Source organism: Arthrobacter sp. NPDC090010, assembly GCF_044748305.1.
In the GTDB taxonomy this organism is placed as follows: Bacteria; Actinomycetota; Actinomycetes; order Actinomycetales; family Micrococcaceae; genus Arthrobacter_E.
In genome coordinates, this window is the sequence record NZ_JBIVFT010000001.1 from 37,704 (window position 1) to 64,497 (window position 26,794).

Sequence of the window (26,794 nt, forward strand, 5' to 3'; positions counted from 1 at the left end):
AATCGATCATCCAGAACAAAGGAACACAGCCGTGTCAGAACTCCCCACTCCCTCCAGCGCAGCCGTCGGCTCAGCAGATCGCCCGTTGCGCGTGGCCGTCATCGGCTCCGGTCCGGCCGGCGTCTACGCTGCGGACATCCTCACCAAGAGTGATGAGGTCAAGAGCGGGGAGCTCACGGTCAGCATCGACCTCTTCGACCGCTACCCGGCGCCCTATGGCCTGATCCGCTACGGCGTCGCGCCTGACCACCCGCGCATCAAGGGCATCGTGAACGCCCTGCACAAGGTGCTGGACCGGGGCGACATCCGCTTCTTCGGCAACGTGGACTACGGCACGGACCTCACCCTGGCAGACCTGCAGCAGCACTACGACGCGGTCGTCTTCGCCACCGGCGCCATCAAGGACGCAGACCTCAACATCCCCGGTGTGGAACTGGACGGCTCCTACGGCGGTGCGGACTTCGTGTCCTGGTACGACGGTCACCCTGACGTCTCCCGCGAGTGGCCGCTGGAGGCGAAGGAGATCGCCGTCATCGGCAACGGCAATGTCGCGCTGGACGTGGCCCGGGTCCTGTCCAAGCACGCGGACGATCTGTTGGTCACCGAGATCCCCGAGAACGTCTACGCGGGCCTGAAATCCAGCCCGGTCACGGACGTGCACGTCTTCGGCCGCCGCGGCCCCGCCCAGATCAAGTTCACACCTCTGGAACTGCGCGAGCTGTCTCACTCCAAGGATGTGGACATCATCCTTTACGCCGAGGACTTCGAATTCGACGAAGCCTCCGATGAGGCGATCCAGAGCAACAACCAGATCAAGACCATGGTCGGCACCCTGACCAACTGGTTCGCCGAGCAGCCCGAGGACCGCTCCGAGCTGACCGCATCCCGCCGCCTGCACCTGCACTTCCTGCATTCCCCAGTGGAGATCACCGATTCCCCGGAGACGCCCGGCAAGGTGGCGGGCATCCGCTTCGAGCGCACCGAACTGGACGGCACAGGCAACGCCCGCGGCACCGGTGAGTTCGTGGATTACCCCGTTCAGGCCGTCTACCGCACCATCGGTTACTTCGGATCGCCCCTTCCGGGCGTCGAGTTCGATCACAAGAGGGGCGTCGTGACCAACGACGGCGGCCGGGTCCTGAGCACGGACGGAGCGCCGGTGCCGGGCGTCTACGCCACGGGCTGGATCAAGCGCGGACCGGTGGGCCTCATCGGCCACACCAAGGGCGACGCCTTGGAGACCATCACCCACCTCTTGGCCGACCGGGCGGATCTTCCCGTGGCCGAAGCCCCTGCCGAAGATGCGATCACCTCATTGCTGAGCGGGCGCGGGGTCGAGTTCACCAGCTGGGAAGGCTGGAACCGTCTGGACGCCCACGAACGTACCCTCGGTGCCGAAGCCACCGCGAACGGCGGGTCCCACGGGGTGACCGTCGAGCGTGAGCGCATCAAGGTCGTCTCGCGTGAGGAGATGGTGAGCATCTCCCGCAAGGAGGCGGACGCCGTCGTCGGCTCCTGAGCACTCAACTGTTTGAACGGTTCAGCTGCGGGATTCGGCGATCTCCAGGCCGCAGCGGACGCTGTGCTCCGCGGTCTCCGGGTCGCCGGAGGCGATGGCTGCGATCAGGTCCTGATGACCTGGTTGCAGACTCGGGTCGAAGTCCGGGTGCACCGATTGGTTCATCAGATCTCGCTTGAACGCCCCGGCGAAACCGGAATACAGCTCCTCAAGCAGGGGATTGTCGCTCAACCGGGCCACGCCGCGATGGAACTCCCAGTCCAGGTCCGCCCAGGCTTCGACGTCTCCGGCGTTCCACGCGGCGAGGGCTGCATCCAGGAGCCGCTGCAATTCGTGTACCCCGTCCGCGGTGGCGCGTTCGGAGGCCAGGCGTGCCGCCTGGGTGTCCAGGACCTGACGGACTTCGAAAACGTGCGCCGCGGTGTGCTCGCGGACGCTGCGCCGCGCCGTGCCCTCGAGTTCGCTGCGGGCCCGCACGTAGGTGCCGTCGCCCTGCCGGACCTCGAGCATCCCCGCGTGGGCGAGTGCTTTGACGCCTTCCCTCAAGGTGCCGCGGGAAACGCCCAGCAGTTCCATGAGCTCGGCCTCCTTCGGGATGCGCTCGCCGACGGCCCAGTCGCCGCCGCTGACCTTCTCGCGCAGGCGCTGTACGACGACGGCGGCGCGGGGCTGCCGGGAAGCGTGTCCTTCTGAGCCGCTCATCTCAGGCCTGCCGTTCGTTAGCGGACTCGTGGCTCGCCACCACCACGCGGGGGCCATGCCCTCGGTGCAGCTTGCCCAGCCGGAAGCCGGTCACCATGAGCAGCAGGGCCACGACGATCGCCACGCACAGCGGCACGATCCACTGCCCGGTGAGTCCGTGGAGGAGCCCGATGCCGAGCGGACCGAGCGCCGAGAAGAGGTAGCCGACGGACTGCGAGGCCGTGGAAAGCGCCGTGGTCTCGGCAGCGCTGGCACCACTCTGGCTGATGATGGCCAGAATCGGCGGGAAGACCCCGAGGCCAAGACCGATCAGGATCGCGGAGAGCAGGGCCGCCTCGACGGGGGCCACCATGAGCAGGGCGAGTCCGGCAGCGAAGCTGGCCGCGGGGATGGCCAATGCCCAGGGCCGGGCACCGTTGCGCGAGCCGAGAGCGAGGAAGAACATTCCGGTGAACATGGACACGAACTGCATGATGCCGAACATCAGGCCGCTCTGGGCCGGGTCCATGCCGTTGTCGCTGAGGATGTAGGCGAACCAGCTCATCGAGGCGTAGGCCAGGAAACCCTGGGCGGAGAAGACCACTGCGATGAGAGTGCCCTTGCGCCCCTTCAGGGAGCCCCAGATGCTGTGCCGTTCCTGGACCGCGCCGTCGGTGTTGTTCCGCGCGCGGGCACCCCGGCTGACCAGGGCGAGCGGGATGAAACCGAGCAAACCGAGGACGGCGACACCGGACCAGGCCGCCAGACCGGCCGAGGGGGAGCCGAGCGCCTGGGCCAGAGGAACGCTGACCGTGGCTGCCGTGGTGGCGCCGACCGTCATCATCACGGTGTACATGCCGGTGATGACGGAGGTCCGGTGGGCGTGGTCCTGGCGGATCAGGACGGGCATGGCGATATTGCAGATCGCCAGACCGCTCATGGCCACCACGGTGCCGATCAGGAGCGCTGCGGTACTGGGAATGCCGCGCAGTGCGAGGCCACCCGACAGCAGGACCAGGGCCAGGACGAGGGTGTTCTCCACGCCCAGGCGCCGGATCAGGGAGTTGGCCGCCAGGCCGGCGACGGCGAAGCAGAGGGTGGGGATGGTGGGCAGAAGCGAGGCGATGAAGGCGCCGTAGCCGAGCACCTGCTGGAGCTCGTGGAACAGTGCTGCGGCGCTCGTGATGCCGACTCTGAGGTTGAGGCCCACCAGGATGACGCCGGCCAGGGCCAGGATGGCGCGGCGGCGCACAGCCCGGGAGCCGCCGTCGGGCGTCGGTTCCGGGGCGGGCGGGGTCGTCACGGGCAGGGCGGAATCGGGTGAGAGGGTGCCTGGCATGTTTAAAGGTTAGACCTTTACGGGCCGGGGTCGGTCATTCCGTGATGGAGGTCACCGAGCCCCGAGTCGCGCGATCGCCAGGGCGAGCCAGAGCTGGACGCGGTCCGCCGTCGTCGACGGGTCGTAGCCGCTCAGTTCCGTGATCTGAGCGAGGCGGTAGCGCACGGTGTTGCGGTGCAGGGTCAGCGCCTGCGCGACGGCGGCGACGGATCCGTCGTGTTCCAGGTAGCTTTCCAGGGTGCTGACAAGCCCCGCGCCGTGCGCTGCGTCGAAGTCGTAGAGCGGCTTCAGAGTCTCCTGTGCCATGTCCGCGAGGGGCACGTCCTCGCTCGCCAGGAGCAGGGAGGTGAGGCTGAGCCTTTCCGGCTCGTTGACCGGCAGACCGCGGGCGACGGCGTCGCGCGCTTCGAAATAGCTCCAGCGCAGGCCGTTCGACTTGGCGTAGTGCCCCCCGATGCCGAGGGTCGCCTTCAGTCCCGCTTCTGCGAGAAGGGCATGCACCGCGTTGGCGGCTGCCGCTGCGGTCTTGTCCTCCGGTGTGATGATCAGCAGCTCGGACTCGACGACGGCGGTGGGCGTGCCGTCGAGTTCGGGCGGGAGGGGGGTGGACATGATCGCTTTGTTCTGGGCGGGCGTGTTTCCCGGAGCGGGACGGACGAGGATCACCACGTGTCGCTTGGCTGCCGTGACGCCGATGGTGGCCAGACGGTTTCCGGCATCCTTCGGTTCGAGGACGCCGCGGATGACGTCCTGCATCACCTGCCCCGCCAGTTTGCGGGAAGCGTCCCGCTGATGCTTCTGGTTGTTCAGTTCCAGGCTGACGAGACTCTTGGCGTAGTCCAGGATCCCGGCGTCCTGGAAAGGCTCCCTGACCTGGAGGGTGGTGGCGTCGCGCTGCCCGGTGGAGATGGCGACGTCCAGCCATTGCCCCGATTCCGGGGCCCCGTGGGCTCCCGCCGTGGTGCTGAAGATCTCCCTGCCATAGCGCCGCAGTCTCAGATCGGTGCGGAGCAGTCCGGCCAGCTGCCGCAGGAGGGCCGGGAGACCGCCGCCGGAAAGGAGCGAACGTGCCAGGACCTGGTGGCCTGAGAGCATGCGTTCCAGCTTGGCCAGGTGGTCGGCATTCTGCGCCTCGGCCACGAGCTTGCCGAGGGCGATGAACGGCGTCTCGTAGGGTACTTCCACCACCGGGATGTCCCAGCGATTCGCTTCAGCGACCAGCGCCTCGGGGACGGTTTCCAGCGCGAGCCCCGTCCCGAAACCGATGCCGACGGCGCCGGAACGGCGCACCATGCGAACGAAATGCCGCTGTGAGGCAGCGGTCTTCAGCCGGAGTCCCGTCGTGAGGACCAGCTCGCCGCCGCTGAGGAATCGTTGCGGATTCTCCTGCTCCGTGACGGCCACCCATTGAATGGGTGTGGAAAGTGTCGACTCCGCGGCTCCGAGCTTGCGCAGTTTGAGCGACGGGACGGCCAGCAGCGCGGCCAGGGTGATGGACATGGAACCATCATAAGATCCCACTTGGGCGGCCGAACAGTGTGCGAGGTGATTGGCTGTGCACTCGCCCATACTCGGACGCGGGACGTCATCTTATGCTCGAAGTCACACCCGTCGCAGGCGACTAAGAAGGAAAGAGTCCCATGACTGCAACCAGCACCGAACTCAGCTACCGCCTCGAGCAGAAGCGCAACGTCGGCGAGTTCCCCGGCCCCAAGTCCCGCGAGCTCTCCGCCCGCCGTGACGCCGTCGTCGCCGGCGGCGTCGCCTCCTCCGTCCCCGTCTACATCGCCGATGGCGACGGCGGCATCATCAAGGACGTGGACGGCAACTCCTTCATCGACCTCGGCTCCGGCATCGCCGTGACCAGCGTGGGCGCGTCTGCTCCGGCCGTCGTCGCCGCGGTCCAGGAAGCCGTGCAGCACTTCACGCACACCTGCTTCATGGTGACGCCTTACGAGGGCTACATCGCCGTCGCTGAGAAGCTCAACGAGCTGACCCCGGGCGACCACGAGAAGCGCTCCGTGCTCTTCAACTCCGGCGCCGAGGCCGTCGAGAACGCCATCAAGATCGCCCGCAAGGCCACCGGCCGCAACGCCGTCGTCGCGTTCGACCACGCCTACCACGGCCGCACCAACCTGACCATGGCGCTGACCGCCAAGGCCATGCCGTACAAGAGCGGCTTCGGCCCGTTCGCCTCGGACATCTACCGCATGCCGATGAGCTACCCGTTCCGCGAGGAGAACCCGGAGATCACGGGCACCGAGGCCGCCAAGCGCGCGATCCTCGCCATCGAGAAGCAGATCGGCGGCACGGAGGTCGCCGCGATCATCATCGAGCCCATCCAGGGTGAGGGCGGCTTCATCGTCCCCGCCGAGGGCTTCCTCCCGACCCTGGCCGCCTGGGCCAAGGAGAACGGTGTGGTCTTCATCGCCGATGAGGTCCAGGCCGGCTTCTGCCGCACCGGCAAGTGGTTCGCCGTCGATCACGAGGGCGTCGTCCCCGACCTGATCACCATGGCCAAGGGCATCGCGGGCGGTATGCCGCTCTCCGCGGTCACCGGCCGCGCCGAACTGCTCAACGCCGTCCACGGTGGTGGCCTGGGTGGCACCTACGGTGGCAACCCGGTGGCCTGTGCCGCTGCACTCGCCGCGATCGAGACCATGGAGCAGTTCGACCTGAACGCCCGCGCGGAGCGCATCGGTCAGCTCATCCAGGACCGCATGAACAAGCTGGCCGGCGAACTCTCCGTGATCGGTGACGTGCGTGGCCGTGGCGCCATGCAGGCCATCGAGCTGGTGGTGGCCGGTTCCAAGGAGCCGAACGCCGCGCTGACCAAGGCGATCGCCGACCACTGCCTGGCCCAGGGTGTCATCATCCTGACCTGCGGCACCTACGGCAACGTGATCCGTCTCCTGCCGCCGCTGACGATCGGTGAGGATCTCCTCAACGACGCGCTGGACGTCCTCGAGGCCGCCATCCGCGCCAACGCCTGAGGCTCGGCGCCACAGGCCCGGGACGTCTGAGACGCCCCGCCTGAACCTGGCCGCCCCCGGACCCGATCACCTGCCCGCGATCGGTACCGGGGGTGGCCTTGCTCTTTAAACGCGCTTCGCCAGGTGTGCGTCAGTGGCCAATGAGGGAGTCCCGCATTGGCCACTGACGCACACCTGGCGAAGGGATGACTCAGCGGGCGAGGACCACCCGCTTGGAGTGCCCGTGGCCGTCAAGCGCGAATTCCAGCGTGAACGGCGCGGTGCTCACCACCTTGACGCCGGCATCGGCCTCGACGACGACGTCGGTGACGGAGAAACCGTCCAGGCTCAGCCGGGCGGTGGACTGAGTCCGGCTGGGATCGGAGAGCGCCACCGTCACGCGGGTGTCCTCCTGCCGGATCGCCACAGAACAGGGGCCGCTCGCCGTCACTCCGTGGGGTGCGGGCGCATCCGTCGGGGTGGGCGCGAAGAAGTTGGCCAGCACGAGGTTCCGGGTGCGGTCCTCGATCATCTGGACGCCGGCATTGTTTGCCGTCACCGTGACCGAGGGGTTGCCGGACTCCTTGAAAGTGTCCGAGTGCTCCGCGCCCGGCAGAACCAGGTAGGCATAGCCGCCGCCCTGCGGGTCTTTGCCGTGGTGGTGGGTGATGGTGACGTAGTCGCGGCTCTTCGGATCTGCGGTTCCGCCGGTGTCCGAACCCGAGTTGATGGTCTTCCAATCGCCGGTCCGGGGCACCAGCTGAACGTCGATGTCCCCGCTGACGTTCTCCCCGCTCAGGAACACATAGCCTCCATGGCCCATGATGTGGGCGTTCCGGGTGAGCCGGACGGGCGCGGCCCCTGCGGTCAGGGCCCGGTTGCGGTTATCGGTCCGGACGTTCGGCGCCGCCCCGGCCGGGAAAGCGCGGTTCTCCACGGTGGTGAAGACATCGTGCCCGGAGGAACCGGTGATGCCGGCGCCCAGGCAGACCACTTTGTCGTCCAGGAAGAACCAGGATTTGCGGGCGCTCAGGCTCTTGTCGAAGTTCAGGTGGTCCATGCCCTGGATGCCCCAGCGGCCGTCAAGGTCGAGGCCGCCGGCGAAGGCCTGGAACGCGCGGGGGATGCCTGTTCCGTTGACGGCGCCACTGTCGCGGGTCACGGAGGAGACGGTGGTTCCGGGCAGCCGGTAGGGGTCCACCGTGGGCCAGAAGTCGGCGCTGTACTGAGCGGGGTCCGAGGCCACGTAGAAGAACGTCAGCCCGTCGCCCTGGTACCAGCCCAGGTTGTTTTCGAAGTTGCCCCATTCGTAGCGGCCGATGCGCTTCGAGGAGATGTTGACCACCGAGCTGAAGCGGGGCCTGTGGTGTACCAGCCGGTCCTGGTCGCCGAACGCCTTGGTGTAGACGGGTGCCGGTGCCGGAGTGACGGAGTCGTCGGCCAGGACCGAGGTGACCAGGAGGGACTTGGCGATGCTCTGACTCGGCAGTCCGTACAGGGTTGCATCGGTGCAGCGCTGAAGCCAGCCTTTGACCAGCGCGAGGTAGCGGCTGCGGTACGGCTCTCCCGCTCCTTGTGCGAGGAGCAGGATGGCGGTCAGGGCCCCCGCGCCGTCGACATAGTCGGGGCTGTTCTGGCGCGAGACCGCGCGTCCGCGGACGCCGTCCATCATCCGCCCGTTCCAGATGAACGGCGCGTAGCTGGCCTCCACGGCGTCGAGCACCACCGACTTCTTCGGATCGGTGACATCCCAGTCGCTGCCGCCCAGCAGTCCGAGGATCTCGGCGATGCCGCCCAGGGTCACCACGCCATAAGTGCCCACATAGGGGAGATACGTGTGCTGGACGAAGGAACCGTCCTGATAGAAGCCGTCTCCGCTGGTGACGTAACCGAAGACGCTGTTCTTGCCCGCACGAACGGTGTCACTGAGGGCATCGCGCGCCATGGCGATCTCGTCCGGGCGGTCGTCGAGAATGCCGCGCAGCGCGCAGGAGAGGGCCTTGTCGGTACGGTTGGCGCCGGTCTCCGCCAGGCTCGTGGCGCGGCCTCGCCAATTGGGGTCAGGCGTGAAGTAACGGACGGCGGCCAGGAGGGAGGTGCGGAGGGCGTCCGGCATGACGTCGTGCAAGAGGATCAGCGCATCGGCTGCTTTGCGAGGCACTCCGATCTCCCAGAACCACCAATTGCCGGCGGCCTTCATACCCACCTTGTAGGCGGTGTTGCTCAGGTACTGCAGCGCGGAGACGAGATCAGTGGCCAGAGCCGCGTCGCCGTACTGCGTGGTGCCGGCGGTCGCGTGAGCGAGGGCGAGGGCGTAGATCCTGTCGAAGCTCACCCCCATGTTCCCCGTGGCGTCGGCGCCGCTGCCGATGCCCGTGAGGGGAAGATCAGCCCAGAGGCCGGAGGTCCCGCTGGGTGCGATCATGCTCGTCCAGCTGGCGGTGGCGGCCTCGCTCATGGACTTCAGCGCGCCGGCGAGCTGGGGGACGGTCGTCGCGGTTCCGTCGCCCGCGAGCATGGTGCGACGTCGGGTGATGAGGTCTGCGAGAGGGTCACCCGGTGCGGCTCCTGCCACCTGGGCCGTGCTCCCCAGCAAGGCTGCGGCGCCGGCGAGGGCGAAAAGTGTTCTGCGGTTCAGCTCCATAGGGGACAACGGTGGCCTCCGGGGTTCGGGGTAAGGAGATACTCCGAGCCTAGAACTGAGTGTTCTTGATCACAATAGATGTAAAGAGTTCATTTGCGTTCACCTTTGCGTGGACGCAAGGTGTGCTTGACAGCATCGATGGTGAGGAAGATGAGACCGAGCCAGACCATGGCGAAGCCGACCCAGCGTTCGGGGGCCATGTGTTCGCCCAGGACCAGGGTGGCGACGAGCAATTGGAGTGTCGGGGCCAGGTACTGGAGCATGCCGATGGTCGTGAGGGGGAGCCGGGCCGCGGAGGCGCCGAAGAAGACCAGCGGGACGGCCGTGACAGCGCCGGAAGCCGCCATGAGCCAGAAATGGCCGGAGCCGTAGCCCGTGAGCGTGGCGGCCTGGTTCATCGACAGGGCCACCATGGTCACTGCGGCGAACGGCGCCAGCACGAGCGTCTCGACGCTCAGGCTGGTCACGGAATCGACGCCGGAGCCCACCTTCTTCTTCACGAGGCCGTAGAAGCCGAAGCTGAAAGCCAGGGTCAGGGCGATCCACGGCAGCTTTCCGTAGGCCACGGTGAGGACCACGACCGCCAGCAGGCCGATTCCCACGGCGGTCCACTGCAGCGGGCGCAGTCGTTCCTTGAGAATGAGGACTCCGAGCAGTACCGAGATGAGTGGGTTGATGTAGTAGCCGAGCGAGGCCTCGACGGCTTGCCCGCTCATGACGCCGAAGGTGTAGGCCAGCCAGTTCACGGCGATCAGGACGGCGGCTATGGCGAGCATCCCGAGGGTCCGGGGGCGGCGCAGCACCTCGGCCAGGGAGCGCCAGGAACGGGTGGCGGTCATGAGGATGGCGCAGAACAGCAGGGACCAGAGGACTCGGTTGGCCACGATCTCCACCGGACCGGCCGGAAGCAGAAGCATGAAGTAGAGGGGCAGCAGACCCCAGAGGACGTAGGCGCCTACTCCGAAGGCGAGTCCCTGGCGTTGCCGCAAGGAATCCTGGGCCGCGGTGCCGTTCGTGGCGGCAGCTGCGGAGGGGGCGAGCGTTCCGGTGCGTGGATCTGTCACGTGGGCACAACTGGGCGCATCCAGGCGTTATTCCAAGCAATTAGAATAGTTCCGTCTGTGCTAAATGCGCGGACGTACCGATCTGGAAGGTCAGCTCTTGTCTGTCGAGTCAGTGCACACATCCGCCCGTCCTCTCCGCGTGGCCATCATCGGCTCCGGCCCGGCCGGCGTCTACGCGGCGGACATCCTCACGAAGTCCCAGGACGTCAAGGATGGCAACGTTCACGTCTCGATCGATCTTTTCGAGCGGTATCCGGCCCCCTATGGTCTGATCCGCTACGGCGTGGCCCCGGATCACCCCCGTATCAAGGGCATCGTCAATGCCCTCCACAAGGTCCTGGACCGTGGCGACATCCGCTTCTTCGGCAATGTCCACTTCGGTGAGGATCTCAGCCTGGAGGATCTGCGGCGCCACTATGACGCGATCATCTTCGCCACGGGTGCCATCAAGGACGCCGCGCTGAACATCCCGGGCATCGAACTCGAAGGGTCCTATGGCGGCGCGGACTTCGTCTCCTGGTACGACGGCCACCCCGATGTGCCGCGTGAATGGCCCCTGGAGGCCAAGGAGATCGCCGTGATCGGCAACGGCAACGTCGCGTTGGACGTGGCGCGAGTGCTGTCCAAGCACGCGGACGACCTCCTGGTCACGGAGATCCCGGAGAACGTCTACGAAGGGCTGAAGAAGTCTCCCGTCACCGACGTCCACGTTTACGGCCGCCGCGGACCGGCCCAGGTGAAGTTCACTCCGCTGGAGCTCCGCGAGCTCTCTCATTCCCGCGACGTGGACATTGTGCTGTACCCGGAGGATTTTGAGTTCGACGAGGCCTCCGACGAGGCGATCAAGACGAACAACCAGGTCAAGACCATGGTGAACACGCTCACCAACTGGCTGGTGGAAGAGGCTCACGAGGGCGAGGACGCCTCCTCCCGCCGTCTGCATCTGCACTTCCTGCACTCGCCGGTGGAGATTCTGGAGGATCCGGAGCGCCCGGGGCATGTGGGCGGCATCCGCTTCGAGCGGATGGAGCTGGACGGCACGGGCAACGCGCGCGGCACCGGTGAGTTCGTCGACTACCCCGTCCAGGCCGTCTACCGTGCCATCGGCTATCACGGCTCGCCCTTGCCGGGCGTCGGGTTCGATGAGCGCCGCGGCGTCATCACCAACGACGGCGGCCGCGTGCTGGGCGCGGAAGGCGCGCATGTGCCGGGCTTGTACGCCACGGGCTGGATCAAGCGTGGACCGGTCGGCCTCATCGGGCACACCAAGGGGGATGCGCTGGAGACGATCGGCTACCTCCTGGAGGACCGCCTCAACCTGCCTGCCGCGGAGAACCCGGACGAATCCGCCGTCGTCGGTCTCCTCGAGAGCCGCGGCGTGCAGTTCACCACCTGGGAGGGCTGGAACCGGCTCGATGCTCATGAGCTGGCGCTCGGCGCCGACGCGACCGCACAGGGCGGTTCACATGGGGTTTCGGTGGAGCGTGAACGCATCAAGGTGGTGCCGCGCGAGGAGATGGTGCGCATCTCCCGCGGGGAGTGACACTGACCCGCCAAAAACGAAAGAGATGCTTCTGAATCTCACATGATGGACGAGTGGGGATGGTCCGAAGGGTGGACATTACTCTTTATGACGATCCTTTACACGACATGGAATGTGGACCCAGATGAACATTCTCCGAACGAAGTCCATCGAGCAGGCGATCGCCGACGCCGATGAGCCGGGACGTAAACTCAAGCGCTCACTGAGCGCCTGGGATCTCATGATCATGGGTGTCGCCGTGGCCGTCGGCGCCGGCATCTTCTCCGTCGGAGCGAGGGCTGCGGCCAGCTTCGCGGGCCCCGCCGTGACGCTGTCCTTCATCATCGCGGCCGTCACCTGCGCCCTGGCCATCATGTGCTACGCGGAGTTCGCGACCGCCATCCCGGTGGCCGGCTCCGCCTACCTCTTCACTTATGCCACCCTCGGCGAAGTGGTGGCCTGGCTGGTGGGCTGGAACCTCATTCTCGAGATGTTCACCGCCGGTGCGGTCATCGCGAAGTACTGGGGCATCTATCTGAACAAGGTCTTCGAACTCATCGGCCTGAAGCTGCCGGACGCGATCAACATCGCGGGCGTGGATGTGTACTGGGGAGCCTTCCTCATCGTGGCGATCTTCACCGTGCTCCTGGTGCTCGGCACCAAGCTTTCGGCACGCGTGGGCAATGTGTTCACAGTGGTCAAGATCTGCGTCGTCCTCTTCGTGATCGTCGCCGGCTTCGCATATCTGAACGTGAAGAACTACACGCCGTTCGTCCCGGAGTCGGTTCCCACGAGCGTCGACTCGGGTCAGGGCGTCATGACGCAGTCCCTGTTCGCGTTCATGACGGGTGCAGCGCCCGCGCAGTACGGCATCCTCGGCGTCTTCGCCGGTGCCGCGCTGGTGTTCTTCGCCTTCATCGGATTCGACGTCGTGGCCACCTCCGCCGAAGAGGTCAAGAACCCGCAGAAGACCCTGCCCCGGGGCATCTTCGGCGGCCTGGCGCTGACCACGGTGCTCTACGTCCTGGTCTCCCTGGCCTTGACCGGCATGGTCTCCTACACCGATCTGGCCAAGAGCAAGAGCCCGACGCTGACCACGGCATTCGAACTGGTCGGCAACACGGACGCCGCCAAGATCATCGCCTTCGGCTCCCTCATCGGCCTGACCACGGTCATCATGGTGCTGCTGATGGGTCTGGCGCGCGTGGTCCTGGCCATGAGCCGTGACGGTCTGCTGCCCCGCTCGCTCTCCCGGACGAGCGACAAGCGCTCGACCCCGGCGCGTACCCAGATCATCTGCGGTGTCGCAGTGGCCCTGGTGGCGGGTCTGACCCAGGTGGAGGTGCTTGAGGAGATGATCAACATCGGCACCCTGTGCGCCTTCGTCCTGGTCTCGGTGGGCGTCCTGTTCCTCCGGAAGCGCCGCCCGGATCTGAAGCCGAGCTTCCGCATCCCGTTCGGCCCGGTCATCCCGGTCCTGTCCGCAGTCCTCTGCGTCTACCTGATGCTGAACCTGGCGGTGCAGACCTGGATCTTCTTCGTGGGGTGGGTCGTGGTCGGATTCCTGATCTACTTCGCTTACGGGCAGCGGCACTCCCGCCTGAACCCGAGTTCACCGGATCATCGTGAGGATCTCGTTCCGGAGGAAGTCTCCGCCGAGTGACGGACCTGGCCTGAGGCCGGGAAGACTCTTCTGAACCACGACGACGGCGCCGCACCCCGCTCAGGGGCGCGGCGCCGTCGTCGTTCCCGGGATCCCTCCCATCGCCATACGGGGCGGCCTCCCAGGCTGCACACAGCTCGAGACCTAAACTAAAGGAATGGCGCGTCCTCCCCGGCCGGAACGAAAATCCGAGCTCATGCATGACATCCTGCTCTACCTGCAGGACAAATCGATCGCGGATCTGACGTTCAGAACCCTGGCCGATGGATTGGGGATCAGCAGCTACGTGCTGGTCTACCACTTCGGTTCCCGCGAAGAACTCATCTCACAGATCGTGCACGCCATCGAGACGCGGCCCGCGGAGATTGTCGACACGAAGCTCGTGGGTGCGGGGCGCGACGAATTCGAAGCCTGGATCCGGCACGCCTGGAAGGTGAGCATCCGAGAGTACGGCCTGCAATTGCAGCGGCTGCACTTCGAAGCGGCGATGCAGGACACCGTGCTGGACACTCCGCGCGGGCACAGTGGGCAGCTTTTCCTAGACTGGGTGTCGGTGATGAAGGACTGGCTGAAGAACCAGGGACTGAACGAGGAGGCCTCGGCCCGGATCGGCAGGCTGTTCGTGGCCACGCTGACCGGCCTGCGCTACGACGTGGTGGTCACGGGTGATCGCGAAGCCGCCAGCGCGGCCTTCGACCGACTGGTGAAATCGTTCTTCCTGACCATCGACGCCGAACTCCGTCAGCAGGGCTGAACTCACGGGCTCCCGACGCCGTCCTCTGCGTCTGAGGCCCGTGTTACTCTAACGATCGTAGTTGGAACCGGTGGGGTACATCACTCGAACCCGCAGACGCCGGCTGAAGAAATGAATCAGGGGACAAACATGAGCAAGACCATTTTCAAACGCTCTCTGGCGGTCGCGGCGGTTCCGCTGTTCGCACTCACGCTGGGCGCCTGTGGCGGTACGCAGAGCGCCGCTGACGCCTGCGCCAAGCTGGACAGCGACATGAGCGGCGTCGCCACCGAGCTGCAGTCCAATATGAGCAAGTTCGCCACCGACCCTAAGGCGGCTGCGGAGGGTCTGAGCAAGTTCTCCGACAAGTTCAAGGAGAGCGTCAAGGGCGTCACCAACCCGGACGTGAAGAGCAAGGCTGAAGCGGCCAGCACGGCCTACGCCGATTTCACAGCCAAGATCAAGAGCGCTTCCGAGGATCCGGCGACCGCGGCAACCAAGCTGACCGACCTTTCGGGCGCGAGCACCAAGGTTCAGGAGAGCTTCACCGAGCTGGGCAAGGTCTGCAAGAAGTAGAGGCGTTCGACCTCAGGCACGATGAAGGGGCCTTGGTCCACCGCGAGCGGTGGACCAAGGCCCCTTCATCTGTCCGGGCTGCTTACTTCTTCAGCTCGAAGCGGTCATTGTCCATGACCTTGGCCCATGCCTTGGCGAAGTCCGCGACGAACTTCTCCTGGGCGTCGTCCGAGGCGTAGACCTCGGCGAGGGCACGGAGCTCGGAGTTGGCGCCGAAGACCAGGTCGACGCGGCTGCCGGTCCAGCGGCCGTCGGCCGTGGTGTAGCTCTGCTCGTCATCGGCCGGGATCCAGGTCTGGCCGAGGTCCAGCAGGTTCACGAAGAAGTCGTTGCTGAGTGCACCCGGGCGATCCGTGAACACGCCGGTGTTGGAGCCGTCCCAGTTGTTGCCCAGCACGCGCAGGCCGCCGAGGAGGACCGTCAGCTCGGGAGCGGACAGGTTCAGCAGGTTCGCGCGGTCGATCAGCAGGTACTCGGCGGGCAGGTTGATGAAGCCGCTGTTGTAGTTGCGGAAGCCATCGGCGACCGGCTGCAGCCAGGCGAACTGCTCGGGGCTGGTCTGCTCCTGGGTGGCGTCGACACGGCCCGGCGTGAACGGAACGGTGACGTCCTGACCTGCGGCCAGGGCGGCCTGCTCGACACCGACGTTGCCGGCGAGGACCACGACGTCGGCGAAGGAGACCTTCACCTCGGAAGAGGAGTTGAAATCGGCGACGATCGTCTCCAGGACCGAGATGATCGGCTTGAGCTTGTCGGGCTGGTTCACGGGCCAGTTGACCTGCGGTTCCAGGCGGATGCGGCCACCGTTCGCACCGCCGCGCTTGTCGGAGCCACGGAACGAGGCCGCGGCCTTCCAAGCCGTCGAGACCAGATCCTCGACGGAGAGGCCGGATGCGGCGATCTTCTCCTTCAGGGTGGCGATCTCGGCGTCGCCGATGGTCTGCGCCGGAGCGGCGGGCAGCGGATCCTGCCAGATGAGATCCTCGGACGGGACCTCCTTGCCGAGGTAGCGGACCTTCGGGCCCATGTCACGGTGGGTCAGCTTGAACCAAGCACGGGCGAAGGCTTCCTCGAACTCGGCCGGGTTCTCCTTGAAGCGGATGGAGATCGGTCCGTAGATCGGGTCCTCACGCAGGGCCAGGTCGCTCGTGAGCATGCGGGGCTCGCGGCGGACGGCCGGGTTGTGGGCCATCGGGACCATGTCGGCGCCGGCGCCGTTCTTCGGACGCCACTGCTTCGCGCCGGCGGGGGACTCCATGAGCTCCCATTCGTATGCGTAGAGGATGTGGAAGAACTCGTTGTCCCAGCGGGTCGGGTGGTAGGTCCAGGTGACCTCCAGGCCCGAGCCGACGGTGTCGTCACCGGAACCGGTGCCGTAGCCGTTCTTCCAGCCGAAGCCCTGGTTCTCCAGCGGAGCAGCCTCCGGGTCCGGGCCGATCTGGTCGTCCTTGTGGGCGCCGTGGGTCTTGCCGAAGGTGTGACCACCGGCCACGAGGGCGACGGTTTCCTCGTCGTCCATGCCCATCCGGCGGAAGGTCTCACGGATGTCGATGGCGGAGGCCAGCGGGTCCGGCTTGCCGTCCGGGCCTTCCGGGTTCACGTAGATGAGGCCCATCTGCACTGCGGCGAGGGGAGCTTCCAGGTCGCGGACACCGGTGTAGCGCTCGTTGTCCAGCCAGACCTTCTCCGGGCCCCAGTAGACGTCGTCGTCCGCTTCCCAGACATCCGGACGGCCGCCGGCGTAGCCGAAGGTCTTCAGTCCCATGTCCTCGAGGGCCACGTTGCCGGCGAGGATGAACAGATCGGCCCAGGAGATCGCCTGGCCGTACTTCTTCTTGACCGGCCACAGCAGACGGCGGCACTTGTCCAGGCCGACGTTGTCCGGCCAGGAGTTCAGCGGGGCGAAGCGCTGCTGACCTGCGCCGCCGCCGCCGCGGCCGTCATGGGAGCGGTAGGTGCCGGCGGAGTGCCAGGCCATGCGGATCATGAACGGGCCGTAGTGCCCGAAGTCGGCCGGCCACCAGTCCTTGGAGTCCGTCATCAGGGCGGTGAGGTCGGCCTTGACAGCGTCGAGGTCGAGGGCGTTGAAGGCCTCGGTGTAGTTGAAGCCGGAATCGAGGGGGTTCGCCACCTCGGGGTTCTTGGCGAGAACCTTCAGGTTGAGCTTGTTGGGCCACCACTCACTGTTGGCGCTGCCCTTGGTGGGGTGTACACGGCCGCCGTGGGCGACGGGGCATTTCGAGACGGTGCTCTCAGACACGGTGTTCCTTCCGGGGGATGGGTTTGCAGAGGTGAAGCGAGGAATGGGATCCCCAGGACGGTTCAGGAACCGTCCTGGTGTTCAGCGGCCAGGCAGTCCTGGCAGATGCCCTGGTAGAGGACGTCGGCGATCTGGATGGTCATGGGACTTTGGGAGTCGTTCCAGTGCGGGTGCAGGCACGGGGCGTGTCCGACGGCGCAGTCCACGTCCTCGATACGGCCGCAGCGCGTGCAGATGGCGTGGTGGTGGTTGTCGCCGGTACGGGTCTCGTACAAGGCTGGGGACTGAGGGGGCTCGAAACGACGCAGCATGCCGAGCTCGGTCAGGTCTCCCAGGACGACGTACACGGACTGTGCGGACAGGCCGGGAAGCTCCCGGCGGGCCACGTCGAGGATGGTTTCGGCGGTGGAATGCGGGTGGGTGTGAATCGCGTCCAGCACGGCCAGGCGCTGCTTCGTCACCCGTCGCCCGGCGGAGCGCAATTGCTCGGACCAGGCCGGTCTGCGCTCGGAGAATGCCGTGTACTGGGACATGACCCCATTCAAACACTTATTTTGATCCGATCGCAATTACTTTTCGAAGCTCATCGTGACGACCGCTCCGCAAGGCTGCCCGGACTAGGCTGAGATGGTGCGGAAATTCCTGGCCGATCTGACTCCTCTGAAGGAGAGCCCACCTTTCAAGCGGCTCTGGATCGGCACTGCGGTCTCCAACGCCGGAAGCCAGCTCACGGTGGTGGCCTTGAGCCTCGAGGTTTACAAGATCACGCAGGAGAGTTCCTATGTGGGTCTGCTGAGTGCGTTCTCGCTGGTTCCGCTCGTGATCACGGGACTCTTCGGAGGCTCTGTGGCCGACGTCCACGACCGCCGTTCGGTGGCGATCTTCGCGTCCGCCGGGCTCTGGATCAGTGCCGTGGTGCTGGCCGTGCAGGCGTGGATCCATCTGGACAACGTCTGGCTCCTCTTCGCCATGGCCGCGGTGCAGAGCGCGGCGCTCGGGTTCAACGCTCCGGCCCGTGCGGCCATGATCCCGCTGCTCGTACGGCCGGAACTCCTGGCCTCGGCCAACGCGTTGAACATGATCACCTTCGGCCTGGCGACCATGGTCGGTCCATTGCTGGGTGGTTTCCTCGTGGCCACCCTGGGCTTCGAATGGACCTATACGATCGACGCCGTCACCTACTTCGTCGTCATGTGGGCCCTGTTCCGGCTGCCCGCCATGCCGCCCGTGGGGGAGCCCCGGAAGGTGGGCGTGGCCAGTGTGCTGGAAGGCTTCCGTTTCCTCGGCACCCGGCCCAATGTGCGCATGACCTTCATCGTGGACCTGATCGCGATGATCACGAGTCAGCCCCGCGCTCTTCTCCCGGCCATCGGAGCGGTCATGCTCGGCGGCGGGGAGTCCACCGTGGGTATCCTGCTGGCCGCCTTCGCGCTCGGTTCCTTCCTGGCCGGACTGTTCAGCGGCCCTCTGAACCATGTACGACGGCAGGGGCTCGCCGTCGTCGTCTCCATCATGGGTTGGGGCGCCAGTCTGGCGGCCTTCGGATTGATGGTGGTGCTGGCGGGCGACGGCGGCCGTGCCGGAGTGACCGGCTGGCTGATTCCCGCAGCGCTCTTCTGTGCCTTCGCCGGCGTCGCGGATTCCATCAGTGCGGTCTTCCGCAGCACCATCCTGCAGGCGGCGACGCCCGACGAGTTCCGTGGCAGGCTGCAGGGTGTTTTCATCGTGGTCGTGGCCGGCGGGCCGAGGATCGGAGACATGCTGGCAGGCGGGGCGACCGCCTGGCTGCGGGAGGGCTGGGTGCTGCTCCTCGGTGGCGTGCTGTGCATCGTCGCCACCTGGGCGGTGTCGCGGATGCAGCGGGGTTTCCTGCTCTACGATGCCCGGAACCCCACGCCCTGACCAGGCGTTGGAGAATGAGAGGGCCCCGTCCACTCGCGGAGGCCAGGAACGTAAGGAGCGACCGTGCACGACCATCACAACGGCCTGAAGACCGCAGCCCTCTTCGGGGTGCTCTGGGCCGTGCTCCTGGGGCTCGGAGCCGTGATCGGGCTCTTCACCCGCAGCGCCACCCCGATCTGGATCATGGCGCTCATCGGTGTCGCCACCACGTTCTACGGGTATTGGAACAGCGACAAGATCGCCATCCGTTCCATGCAGGCCGTCGAGATTCCCGAGGCGCAGGCGCCCGGTCTGTACCAAGTGGTGCGGGAGCTGTCCCAGCGTGCCGGGCAGCCGATGCCGCGCATCTACCTCTCGCCGACCATGACCCCCAACGCCTTCGCCACGGGACGGAATCCGAAGAATGCCGCGGTCTGTGTGACCCAGGGGATTGTCCAGCTGCTCAATGACAGGGAACTCCGGGGCGTCTTGGGTCACGAGCTCATGCACGTGTACAACCGGGACATCCTCACCTCCTCCGTGGCGGCGGCGGTCGCCGGCGTGATCACCTCGGTGGGCCAGTTCATGATGTTCTTCGGCGGCGGCAGCCGGGACGGGGAACGGAATGTGAACCCCTTCGCCGCGATCGCGCTGGCGCTGCTGGCGCCGTTCGCCGCCTCGCTGATCCAGATGGCGATCTCCCGGACCCGGGAGTACGACGCCGACGAGGACGGCTCCAAGCTCACGGGAGATCCGCTCGCCCTGGCCTCGGCGCTCAGCAAGATCGAACGTGGCGTGAGCCAGTACCCGCTGCCGGCTGAGCAATCGCTCGTGAACACCTCGCATCTGATGATCGCCAACCCGTTCCGTGGCGCGGGCATGGCGAAGCTGTTCTCGACGCACCCGCCCATGAAGGAGCGCATCGCCCGCCTGGAGGCCATGGCCCGCGGGCAGTAGCCCTCCCAGGCCCACCCGCGACGACGGTGCCGGGCCGGCGCCTGGCTTTCCTCACGCTCTCACGCGAGAAGCCAGTTGAGCACAGTCCAGGAGCCTGGGACTGTGCTCAACTGGTTTCTCGTGTGAGGGGTGGCGGTGTCACGGCGTTTCGGAGCGCCCCAGAGGCTAGGAGAACAACCCCTGGCCCACATACTCGCCCTGTTTGACCCCGGGCGGCACGGCGAAGAGTCCGGAACCGGTGTGCTTGAGGTATTCGACACTGAGCCGGTCGCTGCGAGCGAGCTGATTCTGCATCGGCACGAACTGGGTCCGGGGATCCCGCACGAAGGCGATGAAGAACAGGCCTGCGTCCAGGCGGCCCAGGGCATCGTTGCCGTCCGTGAAGTTGAAGCCACGGCGCAGCATCTTCACGCCCTTGTTCGTCGTGGCGTGCGCGAGACGGACATGGGAGTCCATGGCGATCAAGGGCGCATCCCCGCGGCCCTTGGACTCGAAGTTGGGCTCCGTGAACTCCTGGCCGCCCGAGAGCGGAGCGCCGGTGGACTTGGTCCGGCCGATCACGGCCTCCTGCTCGCTCAGCGAGGTCCGGTCCCACACCTCGATATGCATACGGATCCGGCGGGCCACGAGATAGCTGCCGCCAGTCATCCACTCCTCGCCGGGCTTGTCACCGGGAGCCACCCAGACATGGTCCATCAGCTGCGCAGGTTCCTCCGCCTTGAGGTTCGCGGTGCCGTCCTTGAAACCGAAGAGGTTGCGGGGCGTCTGCTGGCTGGTGGACGTGGAGGACGTCCGCCCGAAGCCCAGCTGGGACCAGCGGAGCCGGGCCCTGCCGAAGGCGATGCGGGACAGGTTCCTGATGGCGTGCACCGCGACCTGCGGGTCGTCGGCGCAGGCCTGGATGACCAGGTCGCCGCCGGTGCGCTGGGGCTCCAGCTGATCGCCCGGGAAATGCGGCAGCTCGATGAGCGCCTCCGGGAGGCGACCGGACAGGCCGAAACGCGGCGCGCCGTCGTCGTTCACGAAGAACGAGCGGCCGAAGCCGAAGGTGATGGTCAGATTCGCGGCGGGGAGGCCCATGGCTTCACCGGTGTCCGAAGGGGGAGCCTCGTAATCGCCGCCCACGGCACCGCCGTCGCCGGTCTCCCGCCCCGCGGACATGGCCTCGGCGGCCGCCGTCCAGTCCCTGAGCAGTCCGATGACGTCATCGCGGCTGGCGGCCGTCACGTCGAACGAAGCGATGTGCAGGCGGTCCTGCACGGGCGTGACGATGCCTGCCTGGTGCTCCCCATGAAAGGGGACCACGGAGCTGACGGGCTGCTGAGCATCGGCAGCCGGCCGGGTGACGACATAGCTCGTGGCGGCGCCGACGGCTCCTGCACCCACCAGGGACGCGGTCGTCAGTAGGCCGCGCCTGCTGACTTTCGGGCCGCCGGACGACGCCGGAACGCCCGCCGCTTCCGGAGAAGCAGCGGGCGTGACCGGTGTGGGGTCCTGCTCGGGCATGGTCAGAGGACCACCGTGGCGGTCAGCTGGCCCAGGGGCTCGCCGAGGGCGTCCACGAGGCTGGCGAGCTGCTTGATCTGCGCCGGGCTGAGCTCGTTGTAGTACTTGAAACCATCGCCGACCTTGAGCTTGTCCAGCTCCGTCTGCAGGGTCTTGAAGCGCTCATCGAGGGTCTTGGCCAGCTCGGGCTTCTTCAGCTCCACGACGGGGCGCAGGTTCTGGTAAGCGATCCGGGCGCCGTCCACATTGGCCTGGAAGTCCCAGAGATCGGTGTGGGACCAGGTCTCCTCCTCACCGGTGACCTTGCCGGTGGCGACCTCGTCGAGGAGTTCCTTGGCGCCGTTGCCGAGCTTGTCCGGGGTCAGCGTGAGGGTGCGGGTCCGGTCGAAGAGCGTCTGGGTGTCGGCCACGAGCTTCTTGGAGAGCTTCTGGCGGTCGGCGGCGGTCAGCGGGGTGTAGCCCTTCGGCGGGAACAGGTCCTTCTCCGCCTTGTGCCAGCCGGTCCACTCCTGGCCCTTCTCCAGATCCGCTTCGCGCAGGTCCAGGCTGGGGTCCAGGTCACCGAAGGACTCGGCCACGGGCTCGATGCGCTCCCAGTGCATGCGGACCGAGGCGTAGAGGCTGCGGGCCTTCTCGGCGTCGCCGGATTCGTAGGTGGCGGCGAACTCCTTGGTGCCGGTGAGCAGCTGTTCCGTCTGATCCTTGACGTAGGCGACGTACTGGGTGGTAGCGGTGTCCAGAAGTGCCTTGGTGTCCGAGTCCACGGAGGCGGTGGTGCCGGAGGCCTCCACGGTGAACGCCGCGCGGATGCCTTCGCCCTGCATGCCCGGCTTGCAGGCGGTGAAGTACTTGCCCTCCGGGGCCGTCACCACGAGCTTCCGGGACAGGCCCGGTCCGATGTTCTCGACCTCGCCGACGATTCGCAGACCGTCCTCGGCCAGGAGATAGAACTCGGTGACCTGCTGGCCTTCGTTCTTCACGTCGAACGTCAGGTGGCCGCTCTTGGCCGTGGTCGCGCTGAGCTTGCATTCCTTATCGGTGCTGCTCACGGCGACCGGGCCGTCGCTGGCGCCATCGCTCGGTTTGGCGTTGTCCGTGCAGGCGGTCAGGGCCAGGGGCGTGAGGACGGCGAGAGCCGCTAGCGAGCTCAGAGTGCGGCGTGCGGAAGTGGGCATGACTGTCCTTGGAGGGTTCTTGAGTGGAAGGGATTACGACGTCGGGGCGACGGCGCGGGACGCCAACGGTTTGGCATCCGAGGAGGTCTGCTGCGCTGCGGGCTCCTGGGAGGCCGTCTTGCGTGCGAGCTGGGCGCGGCGGTAGTTCCGAAGGTAGAAGTACAAGGTGGGGACCACGTAGGCCCACCAGGCGATGGCTTCCAGCCAGGTGGTGGCCGGGGAGAAGTTGAAGGTGCCCTTCAGCAGAGTGCCGTACCAGGAGTCCGGCGGAATCACGCCCGAGACGTCGAAGGCCAGCGAGTGCAGCCCTGGGACGATCCCGGCCTCCTGAAGGTCGTGGATCCCATAGGAGAGGACGCCACCGGCCACCAGGATCAGGAAGATGCCGGTGACGGTGAAGAACTTGCCCAGGTTGATCTTGAGGACCCCGCGGTGCAGGAGGAAACCGAGCAGGACGGCGACGGCCAGCCCGAGGACGGCGCCCAGCAGCGGGACCGTGCTTTCTCCTGTGGCCTGGGCGGCGGCCCAGAGGAAGAGCGCGGTTTCCAGGCCTTCGCGTCCCACGGAGAGAGCGCCCACGAGGATGATGCCCCAGGCGGCCCCGGTGGCTGCGGCGTCGATCTTGCCGTGGAGTTCGGTGCCGAGGGTCCGGGCTGTCCGGGCCATCCAGAACACCATCCAGGTGACCATTCCGACCGCGATGATCGAGAGCGATCCGCCGATGGCCTCCTGCGCCTCGAACGTCAGGCCACGCGGGCCGAAGGTCAGCAGGGCCCCGAATGCGATCGAAACGGTGACGGCGGCGCCGATCCCGATCCAGAGCTTCGGCAGGAGCCGGGATCGCCCGGTCTTCACCAGATAGGCCATGAGGATCACGACTACGAGGGTCGCTTCGAGGCCTTCGCGCAGACCGATCAGGAAGTTCCCGAGCATGCTGGATTCCTTGCTGTATTCAGGGGAGTGGCGTGGACCCGGGAGGGGTACGCCGAGCAGAACATTACTCTCTCGGCTGAATTATGCAAACTTTTTGTTGTCTATTGCGTTCAGGTGAACCTTGCCTTGTCCTCCCTCTCTCCGCGAGAAGCCAGATCAGCACAGTGTCGAAGTCTCACACTGTGCTGATCTGGCTTCTCGCGGAGAGAGGACTGCGGAAATAACGACGGCGGGCGCCTCCCGTGTGTGGGAGGCACCCGCCGTCGTCGCTGTGAGGCTGCTGCTAGCTGCGGAAGTTCACGAACTGAAGGTCGACTTCCTCGAAGTCCTTCAGGAGGGCCATGGTGGCCTGGAGGTCGTCGCGGGACTTGGAGGTCACGCGCAGCTCGTCGCCCTGGATCTGGGACTTGACGGACTTGGGGGCCTCGTCGCGGATGATCTTGTTGATCTTCTTGGCGATGTCCTGCGCGATGCCCTCCTTGATGGAGGCCTCGATGCGGTACTCCTTGCCGGAGGGGAAGGGGTCGCCGGCATCGAGGGACTTCAGGGAGATTCCGCGCTTGATGAGCTTGGTCTGAAGGACGTCCAGGACGGCCTTGACGCGCTCCTCGGAGTTGGCCTTCATGAGGATCTTTTCGCCGCTGAAGTCGACCTCTGCGCCGACGCCCTTGAAGTCGTACCGCTGAGCGAGCTCCTTCTGGGCCTGATTGAGGGCGTTTGCGACCTCCTGCTTGTCTACCTTGCTGACAACGTCGAATGTGGACTCGCCGGCCATGACTCTCCTTGGCGGTTGGGGATCTTCTCACGACAAGTTTAAGGCCTGGGCGCCTCCGGGGGAGGTCTGGCTTCACAGTTCACTCTCAGCTGATCCCGTGGCGGAACTCAGAAGGGCGCGGAAGAGTTACTTTCAGTAGAACCGCAGCAGACGTCGAGGAAGGACCCTGGCATGAGTGCGGAACACGTGAAGTACTCCGTAGTGGGAGCCGCAGCGAAAGCGGGCGGACGAGCGGCGAGCGTCATCAAGGGCGCCTCGGCCGCGGTGGCGACAGCCGCCGTCGTCGCCGCCTCTGTTGCCTTCGCGCCGCAGGCGGCCCCCGAGGCGCGGTTGAGTGGCATTCACGAGGACCTGCAGCGGGCCGTGCAGCTCAAGCAGCTGACCCCTGAGCAGGCCGCCCGCTTCGAAGAGCGCATGAACAGGACCATCCTGGGTGGAGGAAACGACGCCGGAGAGGCGTGATCCCGGCCTTGGAGGGGGCGATCGGGACTCGATTCGATTCTGGCGAAAATTTTCTGTAATGTTGTCTTGCTTCCACTCGCCGGAAACGGTGCGGGAAGTGCTTCCACGTGAAGCTCGGCAGATTACCCGAGCGGCCAAAGGGGGCTGACTGTAAATCAGCTGGCACTGCCTACGGGGGTTCGAATCCCTCATCTGCCACGGCAAGCGAAGGGCCCGGAACCGAATGGTTCCGGGCCCTTCGTGCATCTCCGGTGCCCGAGTGCTCCTCTGAGGTTGGCAGCGCGGAAAGCGCGCCGATCTCGATGAAGCGCGCCCCAATTGGGGCGCAGAATGCCGATGGAGGCGCGGAATCAGCGGAGCCGGATTCAGAATCCTCCGAAGCGGTCTTTATGCAGATCGTCGATGGACTTCAGGCCTCGGTAGATCCCAACCAGGATCATCATCGAACCGAGGAACGAGATAGCTCCAGCAACGACGTACAGGGTCGTACTCAGAGCAACGGCATGGCTGAGGTCCTGCCCTAGTCGGCCGGTCGCCGCCAGCACGGCGACGACGGCGGCCCCGATGCTGCCGGCGAACAACAAGATGATGCCTGCCAGAAATGCAGAGCCTGATCCGCGCATGATGATCCCCTGGGTTGTGCGAACGGTGTTCCGAGATCTTATCCGGGCTGTGCTGACTGCGGCGGCATGGTGGGCCGGACATGCACAGCCGATGGCGAACCGGGCGCGGAAGCCCGTCCACCGTTACCCGATCCCGCGCCCGTCGATCCAGGTGTGCCAGGGCGTGACGCGGTCGATGTGGATCATGGCGTCGAAGGAACGGCGGGCGTCCGAGGGTTCCAGGCCGGGGCCGTTGTGTGTTCCGGTGGTCCGATCGAGAGCCGCTGCTGCCGGACCGTCAGCGCGACGCAGATCCACGAAGTAGTGTCCGAGACCGGGTTCCGCCAGCGCTTCGTCAAGGCTGCCGGCGATCGGGGCGCCGAGATCGGCGACGAACGGGGTTGAATGGCCCGGGCCGTCGTCGGGACCGGGCCGATGCAGCCAGCCGGTGCCGCCGCCGTAGGAACTCCCGATCACCACATAGTCCGCCCCGAGCCGCTCTTCCAGATGCTCGCCAAGCATGGTCATCGGCGTCGTGACGACCGGCGGTGCCAGATACGGAGTCTTCTTCACGTGACCGTTCGCGGCGGCGACCAGGATGCGGGGTTCACGCTCCAGGATCCATTCCACCGTGTCCGCCATCGTGACGTCCCGGAGGTTCGCGCCAGGCCAGGTCCGGGTCGGCCCCGCCATCATCGCTGCGAGGAAGGCGTCCGCTCCCAGGGCGCTCTGCGCGGCCCGGATTGCACGGTCGACCCGGGCAGGATCCGCCGTAGAGGCCAGGTACTCGGGCCTTCGTGCCCGCATCCGTTCCACCAGTCCGTGCAGTCGTGCGGTGAACGCGAAGCGTTCGGTTTCGGGAAGTGCCAGATATGCCTGAATGCTCGGCGCTGCCTGAGCGAGCCCCGAGCGGTCCTGCGGAAGGTATTCGAAGAACGGCAGAACCGCTGCCCGCACATGGGTCGCGAACTCGGGGTCGGCGTCGTCGAGCACTTCCAGCGCGCTGAGAACGCCCGGGAGCGCAGAGCTTCCGGAATCGGGCAGATCCAGGCCGTAGAAATGCAGGGGCGCTCCGTGGAGGACCTGTTCCCGCATCCAGGCGAGCTGATCGATCATCTCCTGGCACTTGCCGAAGTGATAGGAGACGCCGTGTCGCAGGACCTCGCGGACCTTTCCGCCGCCTTCGTGGAGCCAGCGGTCCACTGCGAGGCCGTCCGGGAACCCCGACTCCATGACCAGCGCGGTGAAGCCGGCCCGGCGCGCCAGGAAACGGAACACGCGGTGCCTGATGAGGAAGAACTCGTGCACCCGGTGCGTCGACTCGCCGAGCGCGACCACGCGGGCGTCCCCGATGATTTCAAGCAACGGTTCCAGCTCGGCGTCGTCATCGGCCTCTGGGTCCAACGTCGTCAGGCGATGCGCGTGCTCACTCAGCCAGGCGGTCAGCTCTTCGTGCGGTTCCGTGCTCACGCCCTGAGCGTAGCCGCACGCCGGTGGTTTCGGGAGCCTGTTCGCCCTACGCGTCCCCGG

22 protein-coding genes and 1 tRNA gene are annotated in these 26,794 nt (G+C 66.3%); 10 read left to right on the forward strand and 13 right to left on the reverse strand.

All coding sequences use genetic code 11. From position 1 onward, the window contains the following. Positions 1 to 31 precede the first annotated feature (31 nt). The gene (locus ACIPXZ_RS00170) at positions 32 to 1,519 is read left to right on the forward strand and encodes an FAD-dependent oxidoreductase (protein ID WP_400589993.1); all 1,488 of its coding nucleotides are present in this window, start codon (positions 32 to 34) and stop codon (positions 1,517 to 1,519) included. Positions 1,520 to 1,540: 21 nt separating this feature from the next. Here the strand turns inward: ACIPXZ_RS00170 and ACIPXZ_RS00175 are convergent, their stop codons facing one another. Genes ACIPXZ_RS00175 through ACIPXZ_RS00185 form a run of 3 tightly spaced genes read right to left on the reverse strand, consistent with a single transcriptional unit; the run spans position 1,541 to position 5,039 of the window. Next, the gene (locus ACIPXZ_RS00175) at positions 1,541 to 2,221 is read right to left on the reverse strand and encodes a FadR/GntR family transcriptional regulator (protein WP_400589994.1); all 681 of its coding nucleotides are present in this window, start codon (positions 2,219 to 2,221) and stop codon (positions 1,541 to 1,543) included. A gap of 1 nt (position 2,222) precedes the next feature. Further along, positions 2,223 to 3,539: a CynX/NimT family MFS transporter gene (locus tag ACIPXZ_RS00180; protein ID WP_400589995.1), complete on the reverse strand. Its 1,317-nt coding sequence runs from the start codon at positions 3,537 to 3,539 to the stop codon at positions 2,223 to 2,225. Between the two features lie 51 nt (positions 3,540 to 3,590). After that, positions 3,591 to 5,039, reverse strand: coding sequence for a PucR family transcriptional regulator (locus ACIPXZ_RS00185; RefSeq protein WP_400589996.1), 1,449 nt, complete (start codon positions 5,037 to 5,039; stop codon positions 3,591 to 3,593). A gap of 140 nt (positions 5,040 to 5,179) precedes the next feature. Between ACIPXZ_RS00185 and gabT the strand changes: the two genes are divergently transcribed. Beyond that, positions 5,180 to 6,532, forward strand: a complete 1,353-nt coding sequence (gene gabT / locus ACIPXZ_RS00190) for a 4-aminobutyrate--2-oxoglutarate transaminase (RefSeq protein WP_400589997.1) — start codon at positions 5,180 to 5,182, stop codon at positions 6,530 to 6,532. Positions 6,533 to 6,722: 190 nt separating this feature from the next. Here gabT and ACIPXZ_RS00195 read toward each other — a convergent pair whose 3' ends face one another. Further along, the gene (locus ACIPXZ_RS00195) at positions 6,723 to 9,155 is read right to left on the reverse strand and encodes a polysaccharide lyase 8 family protein (RefSeq protein WP_400589998.1); all 2,433 of its coding nucleotides are present in this window, start codon (positions 9,153 to 9,155) and stop codon (positions 6,723 to 6,725) included. Positions 9,156 to 9,244: 89 nt separating this feature from the next. Further along, positions 9,245 to 10,219, reverse strand: a complete 975-nt coding sequence (rarD, locus tag ACIPXZ_RS00200) for an EamA family transporter RarD (protein ID WP_400589999.1) — start codon at positions 10,217 to 10,219, stop codon at positions 9,245 to 9,247. 97 nt (positions 10,220 to 10,316) lie between these two features. Between rarD and ACIPXZ_RS00205 the strand changes: the two genes are divergently transcribed. From ACIPXZ_RS00205 to ACIPXZ_RS00220, 4 genes are all read left to right on the forward strand, one after another. Beyond that, entirely contained in the window at positions 10,317 to 11,762 is a 1,446-nt protein-coding gene (locus tag ACIPXZ_RS00205; RefSeq protein WP_400590000.1) for an FAD-dependent oxidoreductase, read from the forward strand. Between the two features lie 124 nt (positions 11,763 to 11,886). Continuing rightward, positions 11,887 to 13,404: an amino acid permease gene (locus ACIPXZ_RS00210; protein WP_400590001.1), complete on the forward strand. Its 1,518-nt coding sequence runs from the start codon at positions 11,887 to 11,889 to the stop codon at positions 13,402 to 13,404. Between the two features lie 157 nt (positions 13,405 to 13,561). Next, on the forward strand, positions 13,562 to 14,158 hold the full coding sequence (locus tag ACIPXZ_RS00215; protein ID WP_400590002.1) for a TetR/AcrR family transcriptional regulator: 597 nt from the start codon (positions 13,562 to 13,564) through the stop codon (positions 14,156 to 14,158). Between the two features lie 129 nt (positions 14,159 to 14,287). Beyond that, a complete protein-coding gene (locus tag ACIPXZ_RS00220) occupies positions 14,288 to 14,713 on the forward strand; it encodes a hypothetical protein (RefSeq protein ID WP_400590003.1) in 426 nt (141 codons plus the stop codon). Positions 14,714 to 14,795: 82 nt separating this feature from the next. Here the strand turns inward: ACIPXZ_RS00220 and katG are convergent, their stop codons facing one another. Together katG and ACIPXZ_RS00230 are read right to left on the reverse strand one after the other, a co-directional pair. Then, positions 14,796 to 16,973: a catalase/peroxidase HPI gene (katG, locus tag ACIPXZ_RS00225; protein WP_400590004.1), complete on the reverse strand. Its 2,178-nt coding sequence runs from the start codon at positions 16,971 to 16,973 to the stop codon at positions 14,796 to 14,798. Positions 16,974 to 17,035: 62 nt separating this feature from the next. Next, on the reverse strand, positions 17,036 to 17,506 hold the full coding sequence (locus ACIPXZ_RS00230; protein WP_400590005.1) for a Fur family transcriptional regulator: 471 nt from the start codon (positions 17,504 to 17,506) through the stop codon (positions 17,036 to 17,038). A 97-nt stretch (positions 17,507 to 17,603) separates the two neighbouring features. Here ACIPXZ_RS00230 and ACIPXZ_RS00235 point away from each other — a divergent pair, with 97 nt between their 5' ends. After that, positions 17,604 to 18,875 carry an MFS transporter gene (locus tag ACIPXZ_RS00235; RefSeq protein ID WP_400590593.1) on the forward strand — a complete coding sequence of 424 codons (1,272 nt, stop codon included), beginning with the start codon at positions 17,604 to 17,606 and terminating at the stop codon, positions 18,873 to 18,875. 63 nt (positions 18,876 to 18,938) lie between these two features. Next, positions 18,939 to 19,811: a zinc metalloprotease HtpX gene (htpX, locus tag ACIPXZ_RS00240; RefSeq protein WP_400590006.1), complete on the forward strand. Its 873-nt coding sequence runs from the start codon at positions 18,939 to 18,941 to the stop codon at positions 19,809 to 19,811. Between the two features lie 165 nt (positions 19,812 to 19,976). On the opposite strand, the gene efeB is transcribed toward htpX, so the two are convergent. The 4 genes from efeB to ACIPXZ_RS00260 form a co-directional block, all read right to left on the reverse strand. Then, the gene (efeB, locus tag ACIPXZ_RS00245) at positions 19,977 to 21,317 is read right to left on the reverse strand and encodes an iron uptake transporter deferrochelatase/peroxidase subunit (RefSeq protein ID WP_400590007.1); all 1,341 of its coding nucleotides are present in this window, start codon (positions 21,315 to 21,317) and stop codon (positions 19,977 to 19,979) included. Between the two features lie 2 nt (positions 21,318 to 21,319). Continuing rightward, positions 21,320 to 22,492 carry an iron uptake system protein EfeO gene (gene efeO / locus ACIPXZ_RS00250; RefSeq protein ID WP_400590008.1) on the reverse strand — a complete coding sequence of 391 codons (1,173 nt, stop codon included), beginning with the start codon at positions 22,490 to 22,492 and terminating at the stop codon, positions 21,320 to 21,322. Positions 22,493 to 22,525: 33 nt separating this feature from the next. After that, positions 22,526 to 23,425, reverse strand: a complete 900-nt coding sequence (gene efeU, locus ACIPXZ_RS00255) for an iron uptake transporter permease EfeU (RefSeq protein WP_400590009.1) — start codon at positions 23,423 to 23,425, stop codon at positions 22,526 to 22,528. 283 nt (positions 23,426 to 23,708) lie between these two features. After that, positions 23,709 to 24,200, reverse strand: coding sequence for a YajQ family cyclic di-GMP-binding protein (locus tag ACIPXZ_RS00260; RefSeq protein WP_400590010.1), 492 nt, complete (start codon positions 24,198 to 24,200; stop codon positions 23,709 to 23,711). Positions 24,201 to 24,371: 171 nt separating this feature from the next. On the opposite strand from ACIPXZ_RS00260, the gene ACIPXZ_RS00265 reads away from it, so the two are divergent. Then, positions 24,372 to 24,662, forward strand: a complete 291-nt coding sequence (locus ACIPXZ_RS00265; protein WP_400590011.1) for a hypothetical protein — start codon at positions 24,372 to 24,374, stop codon at positions 24,660 to 24,662. A gap of 116 nt (positions 24,663 to 24,778) precedes the next feature. Next, positions 24,779 to 24,860 (forward strand) — tRNA-Tyr (locus ACIPXZ_RS00270). Between the two features lie 167 nt (positions 24,861 to 25,027). Here the strand turns inward: ACIPXZ_RS00270 and ACIPXZ_RS00275 are convergent. Continuing rightward, positions 25,028 to 25,285: a hypothetical protein gene (locus ACIPXZ_RS00275; RefSeq protein WP_400590012.1), complete on the reverse strand. Its 258-nt coding sequence runs from the start codon at positions 25,283 to 25,285 to the stop codon at positions 25,028 to 25,030. Between the two features lie 123 nt (positions 25,286 to 25,408). Then, on the reverse strand, positions 25,409 to 26,734 hold the full coding sequence (locus ACIPXZ_RS00280) for an erythromycin esterase family protein (RefSeq protein ID WP_400590013.1): 1,326 nt from the start codon (positions 26,732 to 26,734) through the stop codon (positions 25,409 to 25,411). Positions 26,735 to 26,794 lie beyond the last annotated feature (60 nt).

Coding starts and splice junctions, on each gene's coding strand:
- ACIPXZ_RS00175 (WP_400589994.1), bottom strand. CDS start 2,221: ATGAGCGGCTCAGAAGGACACGCTTCCCGGCAGCCCCGCGCCGCCGTC.
- ACIPXZ_RS00180 (WP_400589995.1), bottom strand. CDS start 3,539: ATGCCAGGCACCCTCTCACCCGATTCCGCCCTGCCCGTGACGACCCCG.
- ACIPXZ_RS00185 (WP_400589996.1), bottom strand. CDS start 5,039: ATGTCCATCACCCTGGCCGCGCTGCTGGCCGTCCCGTCGCTCAAACTG.
- gabT (WP_400589997.1), top strand. CDS start 5,180: ATGACTGCAACCAGCACCGAACTCAGCTACCGCCTCGAGCAGAAGCGC.
- ACIPXZ_RS00195 (WP_400589998.1), bottom strand. CDS start 9,155: ATGGAGCTGAACCGCAGAACACTTTTCGCCCTCGCCGGCGCCGCAGCC.
- ACIPXZ_RS00210 (WP_400590001.1), top strand. CDS start 11,887: ATGAACATTCTCCGAACGAAGTCCATCGAGCAGGCGATCGCCGACGCC.
- ACIPXZ_RS00215 (WP_400590002.1), top strand. CDS start 13,562: ATGGCGCGTCCTCCCCGGCCGGAACGAAAATCCGAGCTCATGCATGAC.
- ACIPXZ_RS00220 (WP_400590003.1), top strand. CDS start 14,288: ATGAGCAAGACCATTTTCAAACGCTCTCTGGCGGTCGCGGCGGTTCCG.
- ACIPXZ_RS00230 (WP_400590005.1), bottom strand. CDS start 17,506: ATGTCCCAGTACACGGCATTCTCCGAGCGCAGACCGGCCTGGTCCGAG.
- efeB (WP_400590007.1), bottom strand. CDS start 21,317: ATGCCCGAGCAGGACCCCACACCGGTCACGCCCGCTGCTTCTCCGGAA.
- efeO (WP_400590008.1), bottom strand. CDS start 22,492: ATGCCCACTTCCGCACGCCGCACTCTGAGCTCGCTAGCGGCTCTCGCC.
- efeU (WP_400590009.1), bottom strand. CDS start 23,425: ATGCTCGGGAACTTCCTGATCGGTCTGCGCGAAGGCCTCGAAGCGACC.
- ACIPXZ_RS00260 (WP_400590010.1), bottom strand. CDS start 24,200: ATGGCCGGCGAGTCCACATTCGACGTTGTCAGCAAGGTAGACAAGCAG.
- ACIPXZ_RS00265 (WP_400590011.1), top strand. CDS start 24,372: ATGAGTGCGGAACACGTGAAGTACTCCGTAGTGGGAGCCGCAGCGAAA.
- ACIPXZ_RS00275 (WP_400590012.1), bottom strand. CDS start 25,285: ATGCGCGGATCAGGCTCTGCATTTCTGGCAGGCATCATCTTGTTGTTC.